General features: G+C 63.5%; 23 protein-coding genes and 1 pseudogene. 19 read left to right on the top strand and 5 right to left on the bottom strand.

The window, feature by feature from the left end; all coding sequences use genetic code 11:
* Positions 1 to 8 precede the first annotated feature (8 nt).
* The 7 genes from ACW8PS_RS01160 to lpxB all read left to right on the top strand — a co-directional run bounded on the left by ACW8PS_RS01160 (position 9) and on the right by lpxB (position 6,527).
* Positions 9 to 134, top strand: coding sequence for a hypothetical protein (locus tag ACW8PS_RS01160; RefSeq protein ID WP_491525415.1), 126 nt, complete (start codon positions 9 to 11; stop codon positions 132 to 134).
* 227 nt (positions 135 to 361) lie between these two features.
* Complete coding sequence (gene bamA / locus ACW8PS_RS01155; protein WP_491525414.1) at positions 362 to 2,626, top strand: outer membrane protein assembly factor BamA; 2,265 nt, start codon at positions 362 to 364, stop codon at positions 2,624 to 2,626.
* Positions 2,627 to 2,641: 15 nt separating this feature from the next.
* Positions 2,642 to 3,223: an OmpH/Skp family outer membrane protein gene (locus ACW8PS_RS01150; RefSeq protein WP_491525413.1), complete on the top strand. Its 582-nt coding sequence runs from the start codon at positions 2,642 to 2,644 to the stop codon at positions 3,221 to 3,223.
* Positions 3,224 to 3,289: 66 nt separating this feature from the next.
* A complete protein-coding gene (gene fabZ / locus ACW8PS_RS01145; protein WP_491525412.1) occupies positions 3,290 to 3,760 on the top strand; it encodes a 3-hydroxyacyl-ACP dehydratase FabZ in 471 nt (156 codons plus the stop codon).
* A 4-nt stretch (positions 3,761 to 3,764) separates the two neighbouring features.
* Positions 3,765 to 4,565 carry an acyl-ACP--UDP-N-acetylglucosamine O-acyltransferase gene (gene lpxA / locus ACW8PS_RS01140; protein ID WP_491525411.1) on the top strand — a complete coding sequence of 267 codons (801 nt, stop codon included), beginning with the start codon at positions 3,765 to 3,767 and terminating at the stop codon, positions 4,563 to 4,565.
* A 4-nt stretch (positions 4,566 to 4,569) separates the two neighbouring features.
* A complete protein-coding gene (locus ACW8PS_RS01135; protein ID WP_491525410.1) occupies positions 4,570 to 5,349 on the top strand; it encodes an LpxI family protein in 780 nt (259 codons plus the stop codon).
* A 5-nt stretch (positions 5,350 to 5,354) separates the two neighbouring features.
* Positions 5,355 to 6,527 (top strand): lipid-A-disaccharide synthase, encoded by a 1,173-nt coding sequence (lpxB, locus tag ACW8PS_RS01130; protein ID WP_491525471.1) that lies wholly within the window; start codon positions 5,355 to 5,357, stop codon positions 6,525 to 6,527.
* On the opposite strand, the gene ACW8PS_RS01125 is transcribed toward lpxB, so the two are convergent.
* Positions 6,517 to 6,987: a YbaK/EbsC family protein gene (locus tag ACW8PS_RS01125; protein ID WP_491525409.1), complete on the bottom strand. Its 471-nt coding sequence runs from the start codon at positions 6,985 to 6,987 to the stop codon at positions 6,517 to 6,519. The two genes, lpxB and ACW8PS_RS01125, sit on opposite strands and share 11 nt — an antisense overlap.
* Before the next feature lie 100 nt (positions 6,988 to 7,087).
* Between ACW8PS_RS01125 and ACW8PS_RS01120 the strand changes: the two genes are divergently transcribed.
* Both ACW8PS_RS01120 and ACW8PS_RS01115 read left to right on the top strand, forming a co-directional pair.
* Positions 7,088 to 9,883 carry a [protein-PII] uridylyltransferase family protein gene (locus tag ACW8PS_RS01120; RefSeq protein ID WP_491525408.1) on the top strand — a complete coding sequence of 932 codons (2,796 nt, stop codon included), beginning with the start codon at positions 7,088 to 7,090 and terminating at the stop codon, positions 9,881 to 9,883.
* Complete coding sequence (locus ACW8PS_RS01115) at positions 9,880 to 10,146, top strand: hypothetical protein (protein ID WP_491525407.1); 267 nt, start codon at positions 9,880 to 9,882, stop codon at positions 10,144 to 10,146. Before ACW8PS_RS01120 ends, ACW8PS_RS01115 begins: the two co-directional genes overlap by 4 nt.
* On the opposite strand, the gene ACW8PS_RS01110 is transcribed toward ACW8PS_RS01115, so the two are convergent.
* A complete protein-coding gene (locus ACW8PS_RS01110) occupies positions 10,143 to 11,132 on the bottom strand; it encodes a GlxA family transcriptional regulator (protein WP_491525406.1) in 990 nt (329 codons plus the stop codon). The two genes, ACW8PS_RS01115 and ACW8PS_RS01110, sit on opposite strands and share 4 nt — an antisense overlap.
* A 161-nt stretch (positions 11,133 to 11,293) precedes the next feature.
* Between ACW8PS_RS01110 and ACW8PS_RS01105 the strand changes: the two genes are divergently transcribed.
* Positions 11,294 to 12,664, top strand: coding sequence for a class II 3-deoxy-7-phosphoheptulonate synthase (locus ACW8PS_RS01105; protein WP_491525405.1), 1,371 nt, complete (start codon positions 11,294 to 11,296; stop codon positions 12,662 to 12,664).
* 96 nt (positions 12,665 to 12,760) lie between these two features.
* Here ACW8PS_RS01105 and ACW8PS_RS01100 read toward each other — a convergent pair whose 3' ends face one another.
* On the bottom strand, positions 12,761 to 13,354 hold the full coding sequence (locus tag ACW8PS_RS01100) for a PAS domain-containing protein (protein WP_491525404.1): 594 nt from the start codon (positions 13,352 to 13,354) through the stop codon (positions 12,761 to 12,763).
* Between the two features lie 222 nt (positions 13,355 to 13,576).
* On the opposite strand from ACW8PS_RS01100, the gene ACW8PS_RS01095 reads away from it, so the two are divergent.
* From ACW8PS_RS01095 to ACW8PS_RS01085, 3 genes are read left to right on the top strand one after another with little or no spacing between them, the layout of a single operon-like run.
* Entirely contained in the window at positions 13,577 to 14,464 is an 888-nt protein-coding gene (locus ACW8PS_RS01095) for a YicC/YloC family endoribonuclease (RefSeq protein WP_491525403.1), read from the top strand.
* A gap of 2 nt (positions 14,465 to 14,466) precedes the next feature.
* A complete protein-coding gene (gmk, locus tag ACW8PS_RS01090) occupies positions 14,467 to 15,120 on the top strand; it encodes a guanylate kinase (protein WP_491525402.1) in 654 nt (217 codons plus the stop codon).
* Complete coding sequence (locus tag ACW8PS_RS01085; protein ID WP_491525401.1) at positions 15,117 to 15,635, top strand: gamma carbonic anhydrase family protein; 519 nt, start codon at positions 15,117 to 15,119, stop codon at positions 15,633 to 15,635. Before gmk ends, ACW8PS_RS01085 begins: the two co-directional genes overlap by 4 nt.
* Here ACW8PS_RS01085 and ACW8PS_RS01080 read toward each other — a convergent pair.
* Positions 15,632 to 16,255, bottom strand: a complete 624-nt coding sequence (locus tag ACW8PS_RS01080) for a histidine phosphotransferase family protein (RefSeq protein ID WP_491525400.1) — start codon at positions 16,253 to 16,255, stop codon at positions 15,632 to 15,634. The two genes, ACW8PS_RS01085 and ACW8PS_RS01080, sit on opposite strands and share 4 nt — an antisense overlap.
* Positions 16,256 to 16,272: 17 nt before the next feature.
* On the opposite strand from ACW8PS_RS01080, the gene ACW8PS_RS01075 reads away from it, so the two are divergent.
* The 3 genes from ACW8PS_RS01075 to olsA all read left to right on the top strand — a co-directional run bounded on the left by ACW8PS_RS01075 (position 16,273) and on the right by olsA (position 18,194).
* Positions 16,273 to 16,452, top strand: coding sequence for a DUF3553 domain-containing protein (locus tag ACW8PS_RS01075; RefSeq protein ID WP_491525399.1), 180 nt, complete (start codon positions 16,273 to 16,275; stop codon positions 16,450 to 16,452).
* A 150-nt stretch (positions 16,453 to 16,602) separates the two neighbouring features.
* Positions 16,603 to 17,373 (top strand): L-ornithine N(alpha)-acyltransferase, encoded by a 771-nt coding sequence (gene olsB / locus ACW8PS_RS01070; protein WP_491525398.1) that lies wholly within the window; start codon positions 16,603 to 16,605, stop codon positions 17,371 to 17,373.
* Positions 17,370 to 18,194, top strand: a complete 825-nt coding sequence (gene olsA, locus ACW8PS_RS01065) for a lyso-ornithine lipid O-acyltransferase (RefSeq protein WP_491525397.1) — start codon at positions 17,370 to 17,372, stop codon at positions 18,192 to 18,194. Before olsB ends, olsA begins: the two co-directional genes overlap by 4 nt.
* Here olsA and ACW8PS_RS01060 read toward each other — a convergent pair.
* On the bottom strand, positions 18,175 to 18,804 hold the full coding sequence (locus ACW8PS_RS01060) for a thiamine phosphate synthase (RefSeq protein WP_491525396.1): 630 nt from the start codon (positions 18,802 to 18,804) through the stop codon (positions 18,175 to 18,177). The two genes, olsA and ACW8PS_RS01060, sit on opposite strands and share 20 nt — an antisense overlap.
* 102 nt (positions 18,805 to 18,906) lie before the next feature.
* Between ACW8PS_RS01060 and ACW8PS_RS01055 the strand changes: the two genes are divergently transcribed.
* From ACW8PS_RS01055 to ACW8PS_RS01045, 3 genes and pseudogenes are all read left to right on the top strand, one after another.
* A complete protein-coding gene (locus tag ACW8PS_RS01055; RefSeq protein WP_491525395.1) occupies positions 18,907 to 19,650 on the top strand; it encodes an RNA methyltransferase in 744 nt (247 codons plus the stop codon).
* 96 nt (positions 19,651 to 19,746) lie between these two features.
* Positions 19,747 to 20,892 (top strand): heme A synthase, encoded by a 1,146-nt coding sequence (gene ctaA / locus ACW8PS_RS01050; protein ID WP_491525394.1) that lies wholly within the window; start codon positions 19,747 to 19,749, stop codon positions 20,890 to 20,892.
* Positions 20,889 to 21,058 (top strand): annotated as a pseudogene (locus ACW8PS_RS01045) (carboxypeptidase M32); the annotation flags it as partial. The gene ctaA and the pseudogene ACW8PS_RS01045, both read left to right, overlap by 4 nt.

Raw genomic sequence — 21,058 nt, 5'->3', positions numbered from 1 at the left:
CCAGACCGATGAAAATCATCAATCAAAACTACCGTTCGTTCAGCATGCTTGTCGAGGTCAACCTGGACCGTTTTCTGGTGCCCCTGACCATCATCGGCGCGCTCACCGTTGCCGGATGGCTTGTGAGTCTCTGATTTCGCCGAAAAATTCCGCTGCGGCGCTGATCGCAGCCCGATATCTGCAAACATGTATATCTTGTGCCACTGTGGATAAATACCTCCACCCCTGTGGTATTTGGCGTTTTGACAAGCCTTTCCGCGCGCGGTAGAGCATCTTGCAAGAGCTTTAATACGGCGGGGCGGATTCGATGGGTTTTGGTGCAGGTATTTTCAGGCGTGGGGGGCAGCTGGCAGCCGCCTTCATGTTGCTCGTTACGGTGCTGTTCGCGCTGTCGGGCAACGCCGAGGCGCAGACCTATCGGTTTTCCAGCTTTGACGTGCAGGGAACGCAGCGGGTTGACGCCGCCACGGTGCTGACATTCGCGGCCATCCCGCGCAATGAAACGGTGACGGCGGGTCAGCTCAACGATGCCCGGCAACGCTTGCAGAACTCCACCCTGTTCGAAATGGTCGAACTGGTGCCGCGCGGGTCTGTGCTGGTGATCATCGTGCAGGAATATCCCACCATCAACCGCATCAATATCGAAGGCAACCGGCGCCTCGATGATGAGGATCTGTTGCCCTTGCTGTCGTCGCAGCCGCGCCGCGTCTATTCGCCCTCCCAGGCCGAGGCCGACGCGGCCGAAATCATCGAAGCCTATCAGCTTCAGGGCCGTCTGGCCGCCACCGTGGTGCCGCTGATCATCCGGCGCAGCGACAACCGGGTCGATCTGGTCTTTGAAGTAACCGAAGGCCGCGTCGTCGAAACCGAGCGGATCGCCTTTGTCGGCAACCGCGCCTTTTCCGACCGCCGCCTGCGCCGGGCACTGGAAAGCACGCAAGCGGGCATTTTCCGCACCCTGATCCGGTCTGATACATTCATTGCCGACCGGGTTGCGTTTGACCAGCAATTGCTGACCGATTTCTACCGCGAACGCGGCTATATCGACTTTGTCGTGCAAAGCGTAACCTCTGAACTGTCGCGCGAACGCAACGCCTATTTCGTCACCTTCAATATCCGCGAGGGGCAACGCTTTTCGATCGGCGAGATCACCACCGTCACCGATGTGCCGGGTATTGACGCCGATGAATATCAGGCCGTCATCCGGCTGCGCTCCGGCGTGACCTATTCGCCGCGTCTGGTCGACAATACGATCACGCGTCTGGAAAACCTGGCCACCCAACAAGGCCTGCGCTTCATCCGGGTCGAGCCGCGCCTGACCCGCAATGACGAGACCCTGACCCTGGATATCGAATTCGCCATCACCCGGGGCGACCGGGTTTTCGTGGAACGGATCGACATCGAGGGCAATGCCACCACGTTGGATCGTGTGATCCGCCGCCAGTTCCGCACCGCCGAAGGCGACCCGCTGGACCCGCGCGAGATCAGACAGGGGGCCGAACGCATCCGCGCCCTGGGCTTTTTTGCCGATGCCCAGGTGGCCGCGCGCCCCGGTTCCGGCGAAGGTCAGGTTATCATCGATGTGAATGTCGAGGAAACGCCGACCGGGTCGCTCGGTTTTGGCGCCAGTTTCTCCACTGATTCCGGCGTCGGGCTGAACGTGTCATTTTCGGAGCGCAACTTTCTGGGGCGCGGTCAGTCCTTGAGCTTTGGGTTTGATACGTCCGAGGCGACGCGCAGTTTCAATTTCGCCTTCTCGGAACCCGCCTTTCTGGGCCGTGACGTGGCCTTCGGGTTCAGCGCCAATTACACCACGACCGAGTCCGCTGATGCCACGTTTGATACGCTCAATTACGGTATCCGGCCCTCATTCGGCTTCCCGCTTTCGGCCAACAGCCGGTTTGGCCTGTTCTACAGCTACAGCCTGGACAGCATCCTGAACGTGCCCCTGACATCTTCGCCGATTCTGATTGCCGAAGAGGGCGAATTCGTCACCTCTTCCATCGGGTATGATTACGTCTATGACACGCGCGGTTCGGGGCTGAACCCGAATGCCGGCCTGCGGTTTCGGTTTGGTCAGGAATTTGCCGGGGTCGGCGGCGACCGCGAATATATCATCTCCACCGCATCGGCGACGGCCGAAACCGCGATCCTGCGCGAGGAAGTATCGATCAGGGCCACGCTGGAGGGCGGCGCGCTCAATATGTTGTCCGGCAACAGCCGGGTCACGGAACGGTTCCGGCTGAATTCCCGCCAGCTGCGCGGGTTTGAAACAAATGGCGTCGGCCCGCGCGACCTGACGGATACCTCTACGGATGACGATGCGCTTGGCGGCAATTACTATGTCGTGGCCCGGTTTGAAACGGCCTTCCCGATTGGGCTGCCGGAAGAATATGGCATCACTGGCGGCCTGTTTTACGATATCGGAACGGTTTGGGGGCTGGATAATACGGCCGGTCTTGGCGGTCCTGTCGATGACAGCATGAATTTGCGCCAATCCATCGGGTTCTCGATTTTCTGGGATACGCAAATTGGCCCGTTGCGGTTCAATTTCAGCCGTGTTCTGGATGCGGAAGCCTATGATCAGACCCGCAGCTTCGATTTCACCATCGAAGCCCGGTTCTGACCACTGGTTGCGGGGATGCGTCCGCTTGCCTGTGCCCTGGTGGGGGTAAGCCTGCTGGCAGCATCCCCCGCTCCGGCGCAGCCGCTTTCCTTTGGCCAGATCGAAGGGCCGGCTGTTGTGATGCTCAATCAGGAGCGGCTGTTTTCCGAATCGCTTTTTGGCCAGCGGGTCCAGGCCGAGATCGAAGCCGCGACAAGCGCCTTGGCGCGTGAAAATCGCGAAATTGAGGCGGCGCTGCTGGAAGAAGAATTGCAGCTGACGGCGCGGCGCGCCGAGATGAGTGCCGAAGAATTTCGCCCGCTTGGGGATGAATTTGACACCCGCGTCGAAGCCATCCGCTCTGAGCAGGCTGAACGTCTGCGCCGCCTGACCCTGCAGGCCGATGCCGCGCGGCGGTTCTTTATTCAGGCGACGACACCGATACTTGTTGCGCTGCTGCAGGAACGCGGCGCGGCGGCGGTGCTGGATTCGCGCGCGGTGATCTATTCCGTTGAAGGCATCGACATCACCGACCTGGCGCTGGAACGCATCGACGCCGAAATGGGCGATGGCGGTGAAGGCCCGATCCTTGACCAGCTCGGCACCGGCACGCCCTGACCTGCTTGTCGGGTCGGGCCTGAATTGCTACCACAGGGCTCTGCAATAAGAAGGACCAAATCCCCGATGACAGCCGCGACGCCCACAACCGCCGATATCGACCTGATCCAGCGCATCATCCCGCATCGCTACCCGTTCCTTCTGGTCGATAAGGTGCGCGAAATCGTGCCGTTTCAATCGGCGGTCGGCATCAAGAATGTCACCATGAACGAGCCGCATTTTCAGGGTCATTTTCCCGGCCTGCCAATCATGCCCGGCGTCACCATCATCGAGGCGATGGCGCAGGCATCGGCGGTCATGGTGGGGGTGTCTGCGGATCTGGCCGACAAGGAATTTCTGGTCTATTTCATGGCCATCGACAAATGCAAGTTTCGCCGCAAGGTGGTGCCCGGTGATGTGCTGGAACTGCATATCAGCGTAATCCGCGGCAAACCCGGTGGCAAGGTCTGGAAATTTCTCGGCCGCGCCGAGGTCGAGGGCGACCTGGCCTGCGAGGCCGAGTTCACCGCAATGATGGACCTGCCGACGGAGGGCTGAGGCGATGGCAATTGATGCCTCTGCGCATATTCATCCCTCGGCGGTGATCGAGGACGGGGCCGTCATCGGCCCGGGCTGCACAATCGGCCCGTTTTGCGTGGTCGGGCCCGAGGTGCGCCTGGCCCAGAGCGTCGAGCTGCGCAGCCATGTGGTGGTGAACGGCCAGACCGAAGTGGGCGCTGAAACGGTTATCTTCCCGTTCTCGGTTATCGGTGAGATTCCGCAGGATCTGAAATTCAGGGGCGAGAAATCGCGGCTGGTGATCGGCGCGCGCAACCGCATCCGCGAAAGCGTGACGATGAATTGCGGCACCGAAGGCGGCGGCGGTATCACCCGGGTGGGCGATGACGGGCTGTTCATGGCGGGCTGCCATATTGCCCATGATACGCAGGTGGGCGACCGGGTGATTGTGGTCAATTCCGCCGCCATCGCGGGCCATTGCGTGCTGGAAGATGACGTCATCATCGGCGGTCTGTCGGGCGTCCATCAATTTGTGCGCATCGGCAAGGGGGCCATTATCGGCGCGGTCACGATGGTGACCAATGATGTCATTCCCTACGGGCTGGTGCAGGGCCCGCGCGGCCAGCTTGACGGGCTCAATCTGGTCGGGCTGAAACGGCGCGGCGTGGCGCGCTCCGACATTACCGCGCTGCGCGCCGCGTTTCAGATGCTGGCCCAGGGCGAGGGCGCGTTTCTTGACCGGGCGCAGCGGCTGGCCGACGAAAACCCCGAAAGCGCCTATGTGCGCGACGTGGTGGCCTTTGTTCTTGGGGCCAGCGAGCGCTCCTTTCTGACACCGGGATAGGCAGATGGCGCGTGCAATCATCGCAGGGGCAGGGGTTTTGCCGGGGCTGTTGCTGGCGGCGGGACCGGCCCATATGGTGCGGCTGCACGGCGTTGTGTCCGAGCCGCAAGATGCCCCTGAGATCATGGCGCGGTTTGAACGGTTTGGTGCTCTGTTCAAGGATCTGCGGGCGGCCGGTATCACCCATCTCATCTTTGCCGGCGCGTTGTCGCGTCCGACCCTTGACCCGGCCCTGATGGATCCCGAAACCATGGCGCTGATGCCCCGGATCGCCGCTGCAATCGGGCAGGGCGATGATACGCTGCTGCGCGAAATAGCGGCGATTTTCGAGGAACAGGGGTTTTGCGTGCAGGGGGCCCGTGACCTGCGCCCCGATCTGGTCGCCGAACCCGGCCCGATCATCGGTGCGATCAGCGCCGCGCAGGAAGCCGATGCCGCCCGCGCCCGCGCGGTTCTGGCGGCACTCGGACCGCTGGATATCGGGCAGGGCGCGGTGGCGGCGGGCGGTCAGGTGATCGGGATCGAGACCCTGCAAGGCACCGATGCGATGTTGCGTTTCGTGGCAGTCACCGCACCGGATTCGGGCGGTGTGTTCGTCAAGCGTCCCAAACCGGGGCAGGATATTCGCATGGACATGCCGGTGATCGGTCCGGCCACCGTGATGAAAGCCGCCGAAGCGGGCCTCTCGGGCATCGAGATTGCCGCCGGGTCTGTCCTGATCCTGGATCGTGAGGCAACCTGTGATGCGGCCGAGGCGGCAGGTGTCGGCCTCTGGGCGGTCTGATGGCGCTGCGGTTTTTTCTGATTGCGGGCGAACCTTCGGGCGACCGTCTGGGGGCAGCCCTGATGGCCGGGCTGAAAACGCTGGCCGGTGAGGTGGAATTTCACGGTATTGGCGGGCCGCTGATGGCGGCAGAAGGACTGCAGAGCCTGTTTGCGATGGAGCGGCTGTCGGTCTTTGGTCTGGCCGAGGTGCTGCCGAAACTGCGCGAACTCTTTACCCTGAAGGACCGCGCCGCGCGCGCGGTGCTCGATCTGCGCCCCGACGCGCTGATCACCATCGACAGCCCCGATTTCTGCCTGCGGGTGGCCAAGCAGGTCAAGGCCGGCGCGCCCGATCTGCAGACCATCCACTATGTCGCGCCCTCGGTCTGGGCCTGGCGCCCGAAACGGGCCACAAAGATGGCCCGCCATATCGACCATGTGCTGGCGCTGTTGCCGTTCGAGCCTCCCCTTATGGAGGAAGCGGGCATGAGCTGCGATTTTGTCGGTCACCCGGTCGTGGCAGAACCCCTGGCCAGCGCGACGGAAGTCACCGATTTCCGCAACGCGCATGCCATTGCCCCCGATGCGCCGGTATTGCTGGTCCTGCCCGGATCGCGCCGGTCGGAAATCACCCGCCTGGCCCCGATATTCGGTCAGGCCATCGCGCCGTTGCTGGGCGCGCATCCCGATCTGCGGATCATTCTGCCGACCCTCGCCCATATCGCGCCGATGCTGCCCGAAATTCTGGCCGATTGGCCGCTGGCCCCGCTGGTGCTGGACCCGACCGGCCTGTCACGCGATGCCGCCGCCCGGCAAAAACGCGCTGCCTTCGCGGCGGCGGATCTGGCGCTGGCGGCTTCGGGCACGGTGTCGCTGGAACTGGCGGCCAGCGCAACGCCGATGGTCATTGCCTATGACATGAACAGAATCACCTGGGCCCTGATGCGCCGCGCGGCGCTGATTGATACCGCTACGCTGGTCAATCTGGTCTCCGATACCCGCGTGATCCCGGAATTTCTGGGGCCCGCCTGCCAGCCCGACGCCATTGGCGCGGCGCTGGTCGATCTGGCCTCGAACCCGGCCGCGCGCGCGGCGCAGGGCGCGGCCATGGCCACCACGATGACGCGGATCGGGCAGGGCGGTGAGGCTCCGGGCCTGCGCGCGGCACGCTCGGTTCTGGCCAGAGTCAGCGGATGAAATCCGCCGCCTCGGCCCCGCTGAGACGCATCAGATCACCCGGCGCGATGGAAAAGATGTGGCGCGGAGTGCCCGCCGCCGCAAAGACCTGGTCAAAATCGGACAGGCGCGGATCGGCCCAGGCCCGGATCGGGTTGAGATGGCCCAAAGGGGCCACGCCGCCAATGGCAAAGCCGGTCTGGGCCCGGATCAGCCCGGCATCGGCCTTGCCCAGGGCCTCACCCGCCAGGGCGCTGGCCTTGTCGGCACAGACCTGATTGCCGCCTGCCGTGATGAACAGCAGCGCGGTGCCGCTGGATTGGCCGCGAAAGATGATCGATTTGGCGATCTGATCCAGCGCACAGCCTGCCGCCGCAGCAGCCTCAGCCGCCGTGCGGGTGCCTTGTGCCATCTCCTGCACCTGCACCGCCAATCCGGCATCGGCCAGCGCGCGGGCCACCCGTTTCAGGCTCTTGCTCATTTCTATCTCCCTTGTCTGCGAGCCTTTTGTGCCGCCTGCGCCGGACCAAGGCAACCCGATCCCCGTTGACGCCCGCGGCCCCGCCCGCCATCAAAGCTGCATGAGTTTCACTGCCGCCCTGACCCGCCATCCCATTCCTTTCGATCCCGATCTGGGGGCCGATGCGTTGACCCATCTGCCCGGTCTGCCCCCCGAGATGCGCCCCTTGATCATTGGCACGGCCGGGTGCAGCCCCTATCTGGCGCAGCTTTTCGCGCGCGAAAGCGGCTGGCTGGAGGCCGCTCTCAGCGCCTCACCGGCGCAGGTGCGCGCTGAATTGTTGACCGAAACCGCAGCGCTGGATCTGGCCGATCTGGCATCGGGCCTGCGCCGCCTGAAACGCCGGGTGCATCTTTATGCGGCCCTTGCCGATCTGGGCGGGGTCTGGACGCTGGAAGAGGTCACCGGCCTGCTCACTGATTTTGCCGATGCCGCCGTTTCGGTCACCCTGCGCCGTCTGATCGCGGCCGAGGCCCGGCGCGGCAAGATCCCCGGCATCACCGAGGAAGACGCGCAGACCGGGGCCGGCATGGTGGCGCTGGCGATGGGCAAGATGGGCGCGCGCGAGCTGAATTATTCCTCCGATATCGACCTGATCTGCCTGTTTGACGAAACCCGGTTCGATGCCGGCGATGAGATGGAGGCGCGCGCCGGTTTCATCCGCGTCACCCGCCGCATGGCCGCCACGCTGAATGACATCACGGCCGAGGGCTATGTCTTTCGCACCGATCTGCGCCTGCGCCCCGATGCCAGCGTCACGCCGGTCTGCATCTCGATGGCGGCGGCAGAACGCTACTATGAGGCCGAAGGGCGCAATTGGGAACGCGCCGCCTATATCAAGGCGCGCGCGGCGGCGGGCGATATCGCGGCGGGCGAAAAATTCCTGAACGTCCTGACGCCCTTTGTCTGGCGCAAGCATCTCGATTTTGCGGCCATAGAAGACAGCCAGAACATGCGCCAGTTGATCCGCACGCATAAGGGGCTGCACGGGCCGATCACCCTGCAAGGCCATAACATGAAGCTTGGGGCGGGCGGCATCCGCGAGATCGAATTCTTTGCCCAGACCCGCCAGATCGTTTCCGGCGGGCGCGACCCCGATCTGCGGCTGCGCGCCACGGTTCCGGCGCTGGCGATGCTGGCGCAAAAGGGCTGGATCGAGGGCGCAGTGGCGGCGGCGCTGACCGATCATTACCGCGCCCACCGCGAGACCGAACACCGGCTGCAGATGATCCATGATACCCAGACCCATGACCTGCCATCGAATGCGGAAGGTTTCTTGCGGCTGGCAAATTTCTGTGGCCAAAGCGATGTGATGGCGTTCCGTGCCGATCTGAAAGACCGTTTGCGCAGGGTCGATGCGCTTTGCGAGCCGTTTTTCAAACCGCAAGCGGCCACGCCGGCCCCGGAACCGGAGCTGAGCCCCACCGCCGAGGAGATCATCGCCCGCTGGCCCGGCTATCCGGCGCTGCGATCGGCGCGCGGGCAGGCTATTTTCGCCCGGCTCAAGCCCGAACTTCTGGCGCGGTTTCTGGACACCCCGCGCCCCGATGAGGCACTGACCAATTTTGACGGCTTCCTGCATGGCCTGCCTGCCGGCGTGCAGCTGTTTTCCCTGTTCGAAGCCAATCCGACGCTGATTGACCTGATCGTCGATATCTGCGGCACGGCACCGGGCCTGTCGCGGCACCTGTCGCGCAATTCGGGCGTGCTGGATGCGGTTATCGGCGGCGGGTTCTTTGCCGACTGGCCCGGCGAGGCGGCGTTGCAGGCCGATCTGGAAGAGGGGCTGGCGGGGCTTGATTATGAGGATGTGCTGAACGCCACGCGGCGCTGGAAAAAGGAATGGCATTTCCGCATCGGCGTGCATCACCTGCGCGGCCTGATCACCTCCGAGGAGGCGGGGTCGCAATATTCGCAGCTGGCCGGTGCCATCGTGCGGGCGCTGTGGCCCCGGGTCTGCGCCGAGGTCGCGCGCCGACACGGGCCCGCGCCGGGGCGGGGCGGGGCGGTGGTGGCGATGGGCAGCCTGGGGGCCGGGCAGCTTTCGGCCGGTTCCGATCTCGATCTGATCGTGATCTATGACGCGGACGGGCAAGAGATCTCCGAGGGCCGCCGCCCGCTGGATGCGCGCGGTTGGTATGCCAAGGCCACCAAGACGCTGATCACCGCGCTATCGGCCCCGACCGGCGAGGGCACGCTTTACGAGGTCGATATGCGGCTCAGGCCGTCTGGCCGTCAGGGGCCGGTGGCGACCTCGGTGCAAAGCTACCGCAATTACCAGCTGACCGAGGCCTGGACCTGGGAACATCTGGCGCTGACGCGGGCCCGGCCTCTGGCCGGGGACGCGGGCCTGCTGGATGATATCGAGGCGATCCGGCTTGAGGTTCTGAACGCCCCACGCGCGCCTGCCCGCATTGTTGCGGATGCGCAGGATATGCGCGACCGGCTGGCCGCGGCAGGCCGGGCGGGCGACGGGCTGGATGCCAAGGAAGGTCCGGGCCGGATGAAGGATATCGAATTGCTTGCCGAAACCGCCGCATTGATCGCCGCGAGCCCGCTGCGCGATGTGGCGGGGCAGCTTGAGGCCGGCGTTGCGATCGGCTGGCTTGACCCCGATGATGCCCGCGCCCTGGCGCAGGCGCATCGCCATTACAGCCGTCTCAACCAGGCGACGCGGCTCTTGACCGACCGGCGCCTTGATCTCGATGAGGTCGGCCTGGGCGGGCGTCGTTTTCTGGCGCGTGAAACGGATGTCGCGGATGGCGCTGAACTTGCCGCAAAAACCGAAAGCATGCGGGCCGCGGCTGAGGCAATCATAGCGGATGCCATGACCGACCCGCCAAAGGATCCCGGATGACCGATATCAGCGACCCCAAGAACCTGATCCGCGAATCCTATCGGATCGAGGGCATCGACAAAAGCCAATGCCGGTCGATCTTTGTCGATTGGGCGCTCAGCCTGACAGATCCCGACCCGGCCCCGCATTTGCAGATCCTGCTGGCGCGCCATGCCGGCGACAACCCCGACCACCCGATGACCGCGGTGCTGCGCGAAGGGCTGGAACGCCCGCCCGCAAAGGGCCGACGCGGCGGGCGCGCGGCGCGGCTGCGCGAGACCTAGGATAAAATCCTTGCTGCCTGCGTGCCGCGTTCGCGGTAGGGTGTGGTGTCGTAATGGGCCCGGTAGCATTTGGAAAAATGCGAGGGCGAGGCAAAGCCGCAGGCCAGCGCCACATTGATCACGCTCATATCGGTCTGTAACAGCAGATTGCGCGCCTTTTGCAGCCGCAGCTCCATGTAATAGCGTTTCGGGCTGCGGTTCAGATAACGCCGGAACAGGCGCTCCAGCTGGCGCGTGGACATGCCCACTTCCTGCGCCAGAATCGAGGGGCTGATTGGCTCCTCGATATTTTGTTCCATCATCCGGATGACCTGGCTGAGCTTGGGATGGCGCACCCCGATCCGGGTCGGGATCGACAGGCGCTGCGTATCCTGATCGGTGCGGATCGAAGAATAGATCATCTGATCGGCGACCTGGCTGGCCAGTTCCTCGCCATGATCGGTGGCAATCAGCGTCAGCATCAGGTCGATCGACGCGGTGCCGCCGGCCGTTGTCATGCGGTTGCCATCAATCACGAATACCGATTTGGTCAGCTGAACATCTTCGAACTCTTCGGTAAAACTGTCCTGATTTTCCCAATGGATCGTGGCGCGTTTGCCATCCAGCAGCCCGGCCTTGGCCAGTGCAAAGCCTGCGGTGCAAAGCGCCCCCATGGTCACCCCGCGCCGGGCCTCGCGCCGTAGCCAGTTGATCAGCTTTTTCGTTGTGGCCGCCTGCACCTGGACCCCGCCGCACAGGATGATCGTGTCTTCGCGGCCAAGCTCTTCAAGATCCATTTCAAGCTTCATGACCGCGCCGGAACTGCTCTGCGCCTCAACGCCGCCCTCACCGGCAAAGGAAAGGTCATACAGCTTTGCACCGCCCAATCGGTTGGCAATGCGCAGGGCATCTATCGCGCCGGCGCAGCTCAGCATGGTGAAATGATCCATCAGCACAAAGACAAATCGCTTTGGGTGCCTGGGCACGCCGTTCAAAAGGGCGACCATTTTGCTGCCATACTCCCATTTTCGTCAGCAAGACGTTGTTGCATTACAGCGAAAACACCATTTCCCGCCCTGCGCAATCCCCCGGTGAATGGAATTTCGCATTGGACCCTGCCTGCGGGATGCGTATAACCACCCCGGACATGATATCAGGAGAGCCCAAGATGGCACAGGCGTGGACGAAATCGGGCTGGCGCGAAAAACCCCGGGTGCAGATGCCCGATTATCTGGATGCAGCGGCCCTGGCCCGCGTTGAGGCGCAGCTTGGGCTTTATCCGCCGCTGGTTTTTGCCGGCGAAGCGCGGCGTCTGACAAGCCAGCTGGCGGCGGTGTCGCGCGGCGAGGCGTTTTTGCTTCAGGGCGGCGATTGCGCCGAAAGCTTTGCCGATTTCTCGGCCGATGCGATCCGTGACACCTATAAGGTCATGCTGCAAATGGCGGTGGTGCTGACCTATGGCGCGAAAGTGCCGGTGGTGAAAGTCGGCCGCATGGCCGGGCAATTCGCCAAGCCGCGTTCGGCCCCGACCGAGGTCAGGGATGGTGTCGAATTGCCATCCTACCGTGGTGACATCATCAACGAGCTTGATTTCACCCCTGAGGCCCGCAGCCCGGACCCGGAAAAGATGCTGCAGGCCTATACCCAATCGGCGGCGACGCTGAACCTGATACGCGCCTTCAGCCAGGGTGGTTTCGCCGATATCCACCGGGTCCATGCCTGGACGCTCGGCTTTACCAAGGATGATGAGGCCGACCGCTATCGCGACATGGCCAACCGGATTTCGGACGCGCTGGATTTCATGTCGGCGGCCGGTTTGAACGCCGATACCGCACATACGCTTGCCTCGGTTGATTTCTATACCAGCCATGAGGCGCTGTTGCTGGAATATGAAGAGGCGCTGTGCCGGATCGATTCGACCTCCGGCCTGCCGGTTGCCGGCTCGGGCCATATGATCTGGATCGGCGACCGCACCCGTCAGCCTGATGGCGCGCATGTCGAATTTGCCCGTGGTGTGCAAAACCCGGTGGGCCTGAAATGCGGCCCGACCACGACCGCTGACGATCTGAAACTGCTGATGGCGCGGCTGAACCCGGAAAACGAGGCCGGGCGGCTGACCCTGATCGCGCGGTTCGGTGCCGGTTCGGTGGGCGACCACCTGCCGCGTCTGATTGAAACCGTGCGCAGCGAAGGGGCCAATGTGGTCTGGTCCTGTGATCCGATGCATGGCAACACGATCAAATCGGCCAGCGGCTACAAGACCCGGCCCTTTGACAGCGTGCTGCGCGAAGTGCAGGAATTCTTTGCCATCCATCGCGCCGAGGGCACCGTGCCCGGCGGCGTGCATTTTGAGATGACCGGGTCGGATGTGACCGAATGCATTGGTGGCGTGCGCGCGGTGACCGATGAGGATCTGTCGGATCGTTACCACACGGCCTGTGATCCGCGCCTCAACGCCTCGCAATCGCTGGAACTGGCGTTTCTCGTGGCCGAGGAACTGTCGGCGCGCGGCGTGTCACCGGCGCAGGCAACTGGTTAATACCGGGCCTGATGACGGCATGAAAAAGCCCCGGCTGCTGCAATGGCATCCGGGGCTTTTTTTTCCGGTGGCAGATCCACGGTTAATATCAGGGCCTCAATGCTTGCCACCATCCAACAGCGTCAACCGGGGCCTGGGCCTGCGCCCCGGCTCGTCATAGGGGCGCGGTGCCTCCGCAAAGCCGGTGGCGCGGGCCTCGATGGCATCGCCAATTGGCTTGCCCGGCTGGATCGGATGCAGGGAAGGGCGGCGAATGCGAAACCGGCGCGGCGGCAATCCGATCACCCCATCGGTGACCATGATGCCAAGCGCACGGCTGACGCGGCCTTCGCTGTCTTTCAGCGGCATCAAGGTCATGCGGCCATCCAGCGGCGCGCGGCCCTGGGCATCCGATACCAGTTCGATATCCAGCGAACAGGGCCCTTCAAATACCATTTCCACGTGTTCCATCAGACGCTTGCGGTCTGACAGCTCAAAGAATGACCGCAGCGGCATACCGCGCACATCCATGCCCATCAGCTCGGTCAGGTGCTGACCGGCCAGCCGAAACCGGACCGTGCCCGGGCGGATATGATCGAGGATGAAGGCGTAAGACAGCGCTTCGCTGATCTCGCGCGGATCGACATCGGCCCGGCGCGGCACATCCGCCCCCTGGCGCAGGCCCTCCCAATACCGAATAAGGTCACTCACAACTGGATTGATCATGGCATCCCGGCGCTGCCAAAGGGCAACGACATTGCTTGGTGTTACAGAAACCTGGCTCACGAGTGACGCGCTCCTACCAACATTAGGCCCCCAGAAACTCCCCGGCCTTGGCGTCACACGTTCCCTTGTGTTAACGCTACGCCCGAAATCCTTACCCAATTCTTAATAACACGTCTAAAAATGAACGAGCAGGGGGGAATATCTTAAGTGGTTAATTCGATGACGGGCTTTGCGGCCCTTGATATGGCCGGTGACGGCACCATCCGCGCCTGGGAATTGCGCAGCGTGAATGGCAAGGGGCTGGACCTCAGAATGCGCCTGCCGGAGCGGCTTGGCCGGATGGAAAAGACCCTGCGGGACCGGCTGAAGGCCCGTCTTTCGCGTGGCTCGGTCACGCTGAACCTGCGCCTGACCCGTGAGGCGGCAAGCGGCAGTCTCAGCGTCAGTGAACCGGCGCTTCTGGGCGCGCTGGCGGCGATTGCGCATGTCGAACGGGCCGCGATGGCGGAAGGGCTGCACATGACCAGCGCCCGGCCCACCGATATCCTGTCGATGCAGGGCGTTCTGACCAATGACGGGGCCGAGATCGCGATGCCGGGCGATGATCTGTTGCTGGCCGAATTTGACGCGCTGGTCGCGGCGTTCCTTGGCGCGCGCGCCGCTGAGGGCGCGGCGCTTGCTGATACGCTGAATGGGCAGATCGCCCAGATGCGCCCGCTGATTGCCCGCGCCGCTGCCATGGCGGCCGCACGCAGCGATGCCGCCGCCGACCGCCTGCGCGACAATGTCGCCAGACTGCTTGCCACATCCGAGCCGATGGACCCTGACCGCATCGCGCAGGAACTGGCCGTGCTGGCCGTCAAGACCGATGTCACCGAAGAGATTGACCGCTTGCGCGCCCATATAGACGCCGCCGAGGCGCTGATCGCCACCGATGGCCCGATCGGGCGGCGCTTTGATTTCCTGATGCAGGAGTTCAACCGCGAGGCCAATACGCTGTGTTCAAAATCGGGTGACGGCGCGCTGACCCAGGTCGGGCTTGACCTCAAACTGCTGATCGATCAGATGCGCGAGCAAGTGCAGAACCTGGAGTGATGATGTCCCTGAACCAACCGCGCCGCGGTCTTCTGATCATCCTGTCCTCGCCCTCGGGGGCCGGAAAATCGACATTGGCCAAGCGGTTGATGGCCTGGGATCCTTCGCTCAGCTTTTCGGTATCCGCCACCACCCGGGCCCCGCGCCCCGGCGAGGTCGATGGCAAGGATTACCATTTCCTCGACAAGAGCGCCTTTCAGGCCCGTGTCGCCGATGGCGCGATGCTGGAACATGCGCATGTCTTCGGCCATTTCTACGGCTCGCCGCTGGCCCCGGTGCGCGCGGCCATTGATGCCGGGCGCGATGTGCTTTTTGACATCGATTGGCAGGGCGCACAGCAGATCCGAAATTCGGTTCTGGGGCGCCATACGCTGTCGATCTTTCTGTTGCCGCCCTCGATCACCGAATTGCGCCGCCGGCTTGAGGCGCGCGGCCAGGATGATTCTGAGACCATCGCCAAACGGATGCAGAAATCCTGGGATGAGATCAGCCATTGGGACGGTTATGATTACGTGCTGGTCAATGACGATCTGGACAGCACCGAAGCGCAGCTCAAGACCATCGTGCAGGCCGAACGTCTGCGCCGCGAACAGCAGCCCGGGCTGGCCGATCATGTCCGCCTGTTGCATCAGGAATTTATCGAGGGGCAGGAATGATATATTCATTTGAAGGGGTCGCACCCGTTCTGGACGATGACGCTTGGGTTGCGCCGGATGCCAATCTGATCGGAAAGATTGTGCTGGAGGCCGGGGCCTCGGTCTGGTTCGGGGCCACATTACGTGGCGACAATGAAGAAATCCGGGTCGGTTCCGGCAGCAATATCCAGGAAAACTGCGTGCTGCATACCGATATGGGGTTTCCGCTGGAAATTGGCGCCAACTGCACCATCGGCCATATGGCGATGCTGCATGGATGTGTCATCGGTGAGGGCAGCCTGATCGGCATGGGGGCCACGGTTCTGAACGGTGCAAAGATCGGGCGGGGCTGTCTGATCGGGGCGGGTGCGCTGATTACCGAGGGCAAGGAAATCCCCGATCATTCGCTGGTGATGGGCGCGCCGGGCAAGGTTATGCGCCGCCTGGACGCCGCCGCGCGGCAGGGTATTCTGGCCTCCGCCAGCAGCTATCAGGGCAAGATGCGCCAGTTTCGCGCCGGGCTTGCCCCGGTCTAACCCGTCACCTCCATTTCCAGGCTCCGCGCGTCGGCATCAACCGTGACCGTCAGGCCGCCGCCACGGGCCGCAATCTCTTGTGTCAGAAGGGCAAATTGCACCCGGTCCGGGGGCGGGGCCGCTGTCAGACCCGGTGCCATCAGCGCCAGCCAATTGGAATCCTCAACCGACAGTTTGCGCCCGGTTGCGGTCAGTTGCCATCCGCTGGCCCCGCGCGAAATGCAAATTGTGCCGCCAAGCGGAAAGGCGGTTTCGGCACTGTTCAGGATCAGAAAGCCAAGCTTGACCTCGGCGCGCGGCAGATCCTCGGTAACCTGCCATTTGACCTCCAGCCGACCGGTCCCATACAGCCCCGCCAGCACCTCACGGGTTTCGCGGGCCGAGATCGTCTCACCGGGGCGGGCGGCCCCAAAGGCGATGCGGAAAAACCGGATCCGCGCCAGCGCATCCTTGACCGCGTCGCCGATCAGCTCGATCTCGGGGGTGGGGGCGGCGCCGGACAGGGCCAGCAGCTCCAACCCGTTGGAAATTGCGCTGATCGGGTTTACAAGGTCATGGCACAGTCGCGAGCCGACAAGCTGTGCCAGGTCACTGGGCGGAAAATCCTGCCGGTCATCCATGAAATAGGTGCTCCACTATGTCAAAAGGTCTCAATGCGATGCTGGAACCGGGGATGCTGGTGCGCCACCCCGACCAGCCCGAATGGGGGCTTGGCCAGGTGCAATCCAACATTGACGGGCGCATCACGGTAAATTTCGAACATGCGGGCAAGGTGGTGATCAATGGTGCGCGTATCGGTCTGATCATCGAACCCTGACCCCTCCTTCGGGCTATCTCACATGTCAGCGAACGCTACTGCGAGGAAGGTTAACACAACCCTAACAGAGGGCCGCGCGGCGTTGCAAACCGGCGGGCAATCGCCTACCTCGTCATGGCGTGCCCGGATCAGCAAGCACAGGACCCGCAGATGTTCATCGACGATGCCCAACTGGAACTGCGCCTGGCGCGGGGCAAACCCGATCTGGCGCTGGTGCAGAACCTGCGATACGAGGTGTTCGTGGCCGAACTGGGCGGCGATGGCGATATGGTCGATCACGGTGCCCGGCTGGAGGCGGATCGGTTCGACCCGTTCTTTGACCATCTGATGCTGCTCGATCATGGCCGCGCGGGCAACCCATGCGTCGGCGTCTACCGGCTGATGCGCGAGGCCCAGGCCGATGAGGCCGGTCAATTCTACTGCGATGATGAATATGATCTGGACTGCCTGCGCGCCTCGGGGCGGCACCTGCTGGAACTTGGCCGCTCCTGCCTGCATCCTGATTATCGCGGCGGCACGGCGATGATGCATCTGTGGACCGGTCTGGCGGGCTATGTCGAGGCCCATGGCATCGAGCTGATGTTCGGCGTCGCATCATTCCACGGCACCGATATTGCCCCCCTGGCGGCTCCGCTGTCATTCCTGCATCACCGCCATCTGGCACCAGAGCCGATCCGCGTGCGGGCGCGTGCGAATGGCTATCAGCGCATGGATCTGATTGCAGAGCGGGATCTGGATCGGGCCGCCGCCAGCCGGGCCATTCCGGCGCTGATCAAGGCCTATCTCAGAATGGGCGGGTTCGTCGGTGACGGGGCGTTTATCGACCGGCCCTTCAATACCACCGATATCTGCCTGGTCATGGATGTCGCCAAGATTCCGCGGCACCAGCGTGCCCGCTACGGCCAAGGCCTTCGGGCATGAGCACCTGGGATGATGGCGACAGGCCCGAACCGGTGCCGATCACTGCCGCCGGATGGGCGCGGGTGCTGCTGCGCGGCTTGCCGGTTGCGGCGCTGCTGATGATCAGTTTCCCCGCGCTGCTGATACTGCGCCTGCCCGAGAGCCTGATTTTCGGGGCGCGCAGACCCATGACGCCATGGATCACGCAATTCGTATGTATAACAACGCTTTGGATCATTGGCCTAAAGCGAAACATGAACGGTTCAGCGCTGATTGGCGGCGGCGCGATCGTGGCCAATCACGCGGCCTGGCTGGATATTTTCGTGTTGAACGCCGCCGCGCGCGTGACCTTTGTGTCCAAATCCGAGGTGGCCGGCTGGCCCGGCATCGGCTGGCTGGCACGCGGCACCGGCACGATTTTCATCCGCCGCGCCCGGTCCGAGGCCGCGCGCCATCGGGCACTGTTGGAGGCGCGCATGAAGGCGGGTGATCTTCTGGTGTTTTTCCCGGAGGGCACCAGCACGGATGGACAGAGAATATTACCTTTGAAATCAACGCTTTTTGAAGTGTTCTTTGCAGATGACATGAAGCATGGAACAAAGGTGCAGCCGGTGTCCATCCGGTATCAGGCACCGGCCGGTGCCGATCCCCGGTTCTATGCCTGGTGGGGCGATATGGATTTCGGCCCAAGCCTGCTGAAAATTCTCGCAGCCCCCCGCCAGGGCGCGGTGCATGTAACCTGCCACCCGCCGCTTGATGTGGCCGGCTTCAGCGATCGCAAGGCTTTGGCGGCGGCCTGCGAAGCGGCCCTGCGGGCGGGTTTCAGCGCAACGGGGCGGTAAGCTCGGCCAGGGCCTGGGCGGCATCCTCGGCCCCCCAGATCTCCGGCCCGATGGCGAAGAAATCGGTGACCGGCGCAAGCGCGGCCACCAGATCAACATTCAGCGCGCCTTCGGCCACCACCGGCAGCTCGATCATCTCGGACCACCAGGCAAACAGATCAGACCCGGCCCGGGTGCCATCGCCAAGCGGGCTGTCTCCGACCGGCCCGAAGCTGATGTAATCGGCCCCGGCCTCGCCCGCGCTCATGCCGTCATGGGCGGAGGCCCCGCAAAAGGCCCCGATAATGGCATCCGGGCCCAGATCCTTGCGGGTTGCGCGCACCGAACGCGCCGCATCGCTCAGGTGAACGCCATCCAGACCAAGCCGTTCGACCAGCCCGATATGACGTTCAATGACCAGTGGCACATCGCGCTCATGCGCGATCAGGCGCAGCGCATCGGCGGCGCGCGCAACCTCATCGCCATCGCTTGAGGCATGGGCCAGCCGCAGGCAGGCGATCTCATGGCCATCCAGCACCGCCGCAAGGCGGGGGGTGAAACTTTCCAGATCAAATGCGGGCGGGGTCACCAGGTAGATCTGCGGCGCATCGCGGGTATCGTCATCAGCCATCGGGGCGGTCCTTTGCAAGCATTGCCCGCCTGATAGCGCCTGCGCCGTCGCGGAACAATGGCTTGCTTGCCTAAGTGCTGCGGCCCGATTACGAGGGCGGTCATGACCGATCCCACGCCTGACCCCGCCTTTGTCCTTATCCGTCCGCAGATGGGCGAAAATATCGGGGCCTCGGCCCGCGCGATGTATAATTTCGCGCTGACCCATCTGCGCGTTGTCGCGCCCCGCGACGGCTGGCCCAATGAACGCGCCGTGGCCCTGGCCAGCGGGGCCGGGCGGCTGCTGGATCAGGCCGGAATCATGGCCACGACCGAAGAAGCGATCCGCGATTGCACCTATATCTTTGCCACCACGGGCCGGGTGCGCGGCCTGACCAAACCCATCCTCACGCCCGAACGCGCCATGGCGCAGGCGCGCGCCATTCATGGCGCCGGTGGCAAGGTGGCGGTGCTGTTCGGTCCTGAAAATGCGGGGCTGGAGAATGAGGATGTGGCGCTGGCCAATGCCATCATCTCGGTGCCGGTGAACCCCGATTTCCCATCGCTCAATCTGGCCCAATGCGTGCTGCTTGTCGCCTATGAATGGCGCCGCGCATCGGTTGAGATTGCGCCAGAGGTGATGGAACTGGCCAAGACCGATTTTGCCAGCGGCCTGGAGATCGAGAAACTGGGTGATCATTTCGAGGAGCGGCTGGAGACGGCCGGGTTCTTTTTCCCCGAGACCAAGGCGGCAACGATGCGGGTGAACCTGCGCAACATGTGGGCCCGGCTGCCGCTGACACGCGCCGATGTGCAGATATTGCACGGTGTGTTGCGCCAGATGGTGCGCTGGAAGGAGCGCGGCTGATGGCGTGGCAGGGATTCCACCGCGCGGATGCGCGCGCTTGAACCCGCCGGGGCAGGGGGCTAGGTCTTGCAGCGAGATGTTTGAAGGGGGCAGCGCATGAGCCGCAAACGCAATATTTTCGAGGAAGTCGACAGCGCGGAAAAACCCGCGCCCATGCCCGGCGCACTGACCCGGGGGCAGGGGCGCGGGCGCGGCTTTGCGCGGGCCTGGCTGATGGTTCTGTTTGTGCTGGTCGTTGCCATGGTCGTGGTCGGCGGGCTGACCCGGCTGACCGATAGCGGCCTCTCGATCACCGAATGGGCCCCGATCAGCGGGGCCTTGCCGCCGCTATCGGCCGAGGATTGGCAGGACGAATTTTCCGCCTATCAGCAGACCCCGGAATTCCAGCTGCAAAACTCCGCGATGCAGCTTGAGGATTTCAAATATATCTTCTGGTGGGAATGGGGGCATCGTCAACTGGGCCGGGTGCTTGGTCTGATCTGGTTTGGCGGTTTTGTGTTCATGGCTGCCACGGGGCGGATGCCACGCGGCTGGTCGGGTCGGTTCGTGCTGGTTGGCGTGCTTGGCGGCAGCCAGGGCGCGCTTGGCTGGTGGATGGTGTCCTCAGGGTTGCAGGACGGCATGCTCGATGTCGCCTCCTACCGGTTGGCGATGCATCTGGGGCTGGCCTTTTTCATCCTCGGGCTGATCGCCTGGTATATCCTGCGCCTTGGCCGCGAGGAGGCCGAGCTGTTGGCGGCGCGGCGCAATACCGACAAGGGCCTCAAACGCTGGAGCACCGAATTGCTCCATCTTGGGTTCTTGCAGGTCATTGTGGGGGCTTTGGTGGCGGGCATTGATGCCGGGCGCAATTTCCCCGACTGGCCGTTGATGGCGGGCGGGTTCTTTCCGCCCGATATGTGGGTGCTGGAGCCATTCTGGCGCAATATTTTTGAAAATGACGGCACGGTGCAGTTTTTCCATCGCATCATCGGCTATGTGCTGGCCGCGGTTGCGGTGGCGGCGATCGTGATGGCGCGCCGCTCGGGCAAGATCGCGTCGCGCCGGGCATTGCGGCTGGCCGGGGCCATGGTGCTGGTGCAGGCGGTGTTGGGTATCGTGACGCTGATGAATTCCTCGCCGCTATCGCTGGCGATCATTCACCAATTGGGCGCGGTGGTGACCATCGTTTTGATCCTGCGGGCGCGGTTCCTGGCGATCTATCCGGTGATGCAGAGCGTGCGGCGGGGCCAGGCAAAATGACCGCGTATCGCGATCTGATGGGTTTTCAAAAGGAAACCGAGGCATTGGCGCAGGTGATGGGCCGGCTTGGCTGGGATCAGGAAACCATGATGCCGCGCGGGGCCGCCGATCAGCGCGCCGAGGAAATGGCCGCGATGGAGGCGGTGCTGCATGCGCGGCGCAGCGA

Source organism: Alterinioella sp. (assembly GCF_058343375.1).
The sequence above is the reverse complement of the archived record's forward strand: the minus strand, read 5'-3'. Positions and strand labels throughout refer to the sequence as shown.

Bases quoted from the DNA above. Each gene is read 5' to 3' on its own strand.
- ACW8PS_RS01075 (WP_491525399.1), top strand. From the start codon at position 16,273: ATGTCAAAAGGTCTCAATGCGATGCTGGAACCGGGGATGCTGGTGCGC.
- ACW8PS_RS01120 (WP_491525408.1), top strand. From the start codon at position 7,088: ATGAGTTTCACTGCCGCCCTGACCCGCCATCCCATTCCTTTCGATCCC.
- olsB (WP_491525398.1), top strand. From the start codon at position 16,603: ATGTTCATCGACGATGCCCAACTGGAACTGCGCCTGGCGCGGGGCAAA.
- ACW8PS_RS01105 (WP_491525405.1), top strand. From the start codon at position 11,294: ATGGCACAGGCGTGGACGAAATCGGGCTGGCGCGAAAAACCCCGGGTG.
- ACW8PS_RS01125 (WP_491525409.1), bottom strand. From the start codon at position 6,987: ATGAGCAAGAGCCTGAAACGGGTGGCCCGCGCGCTGGCCGATGCCGGA.
- ACW8PS_RS01060 (WP_491525396.1), bottom strand. From the start codon at position 18,804: ATGGCTGATGACGATACCCGCGATGCGCCGCAGATCTACCTGGTGACC.
- ACW8PS_RS01110 (WP_491525406.1), bottom strand. From the start codon at position 11,132: ATGGTCGCCCTTTTGAACGGCGTGCCCAGGCACCCAAAGCGATTTGTC.
- ACW8PS_RS01135 (WP_491525410.1), top strand. From the start codon at position 4,570: ATGGCGCGTGCAATCATCGCAGGGGCAGGGGTTTTGCCGGGGCTGTTG.
- olsA (WP_491525397.1), top strand. From the start codon at position 17,370: ATGAGCACCTGGGATGATGGCGACAGGCCCGAACCGGTGCCGATCACT.
- ACW8PS_RS01085 (WP_491525401.1), top strand. From the start codon at position 15,117: ATGATATATTCATTTGAAGGGGTCGCACCCGTTCTGGACGATGACGCT.
- gmk (WP_491525402.1), top strand. From the start codon at position 14,467: ATGTCCCTGAACCAACCGCGCCGCGGTCTTCTGATCATCCTGTCCTCG.
- bamA (WP_491525414.1), top strand. From the start codon at position 362: ATGTTGCTCGTTACGGTGCTGTTCGCGCTGTCGGGCAACGCCGAGGCG.
- ACW8PS_RS01160 (WP_491525415.1), top strand. From the start codon at position 9: ATGAAAATCATCAATCAAAACTACCGTTCGTTCAGCATGCTTGTCGAG.
- ACW8PS_RS01055 (WP_491525395.1), top strand. From the start codon at position 18,907: ATGACCGATCCCACGCCTGACCCCGCCTTTGTCCTTATCCGTCCGCAG.
- ctaA (WP_491525394.1), top strand. From the start codon at position 19,747: ATGAGCCGCAAACGCAATATTTTCGAGGAAGTCGACAGCGCGGAAAAA.
- lpxA (WP_491525411.1), top strand. From the start codon at position 3,765: ATGGCAATTGATGCCTCTGCGCATATTCATCCCTCGGCGGTGATCGAG.
- ACW8PS_RS01115 (WP_491525407.1), top strand. From the start codon at position 9,880: ATGACCGATATCAGCGACCCCAAGAACCTGATCCGCGAATCCTATCGG.
- ACW8PS_RS01080 (WP_491525400.1), bottom strand. From the start codon at position 16,255: ATGGATGACCGGCAGGATTTTCCGCCCAGTGACCTGGCACAGCTTGTC.
- ACW8PS_RS01150 (WP_491525413.1), top strand. From the start codon at position 2,642: ATGCGTCCGCTTGCCTGTGCCCTGGTGGGGGTAAGCCTGCTGGCAGCA.
- fabZ (WP_491525412.1), top strand. From the start codon at position 3,290: ATGACAGCCGCGACGCCCACAACCGCCGATATCGACCTGATCCAGCGC.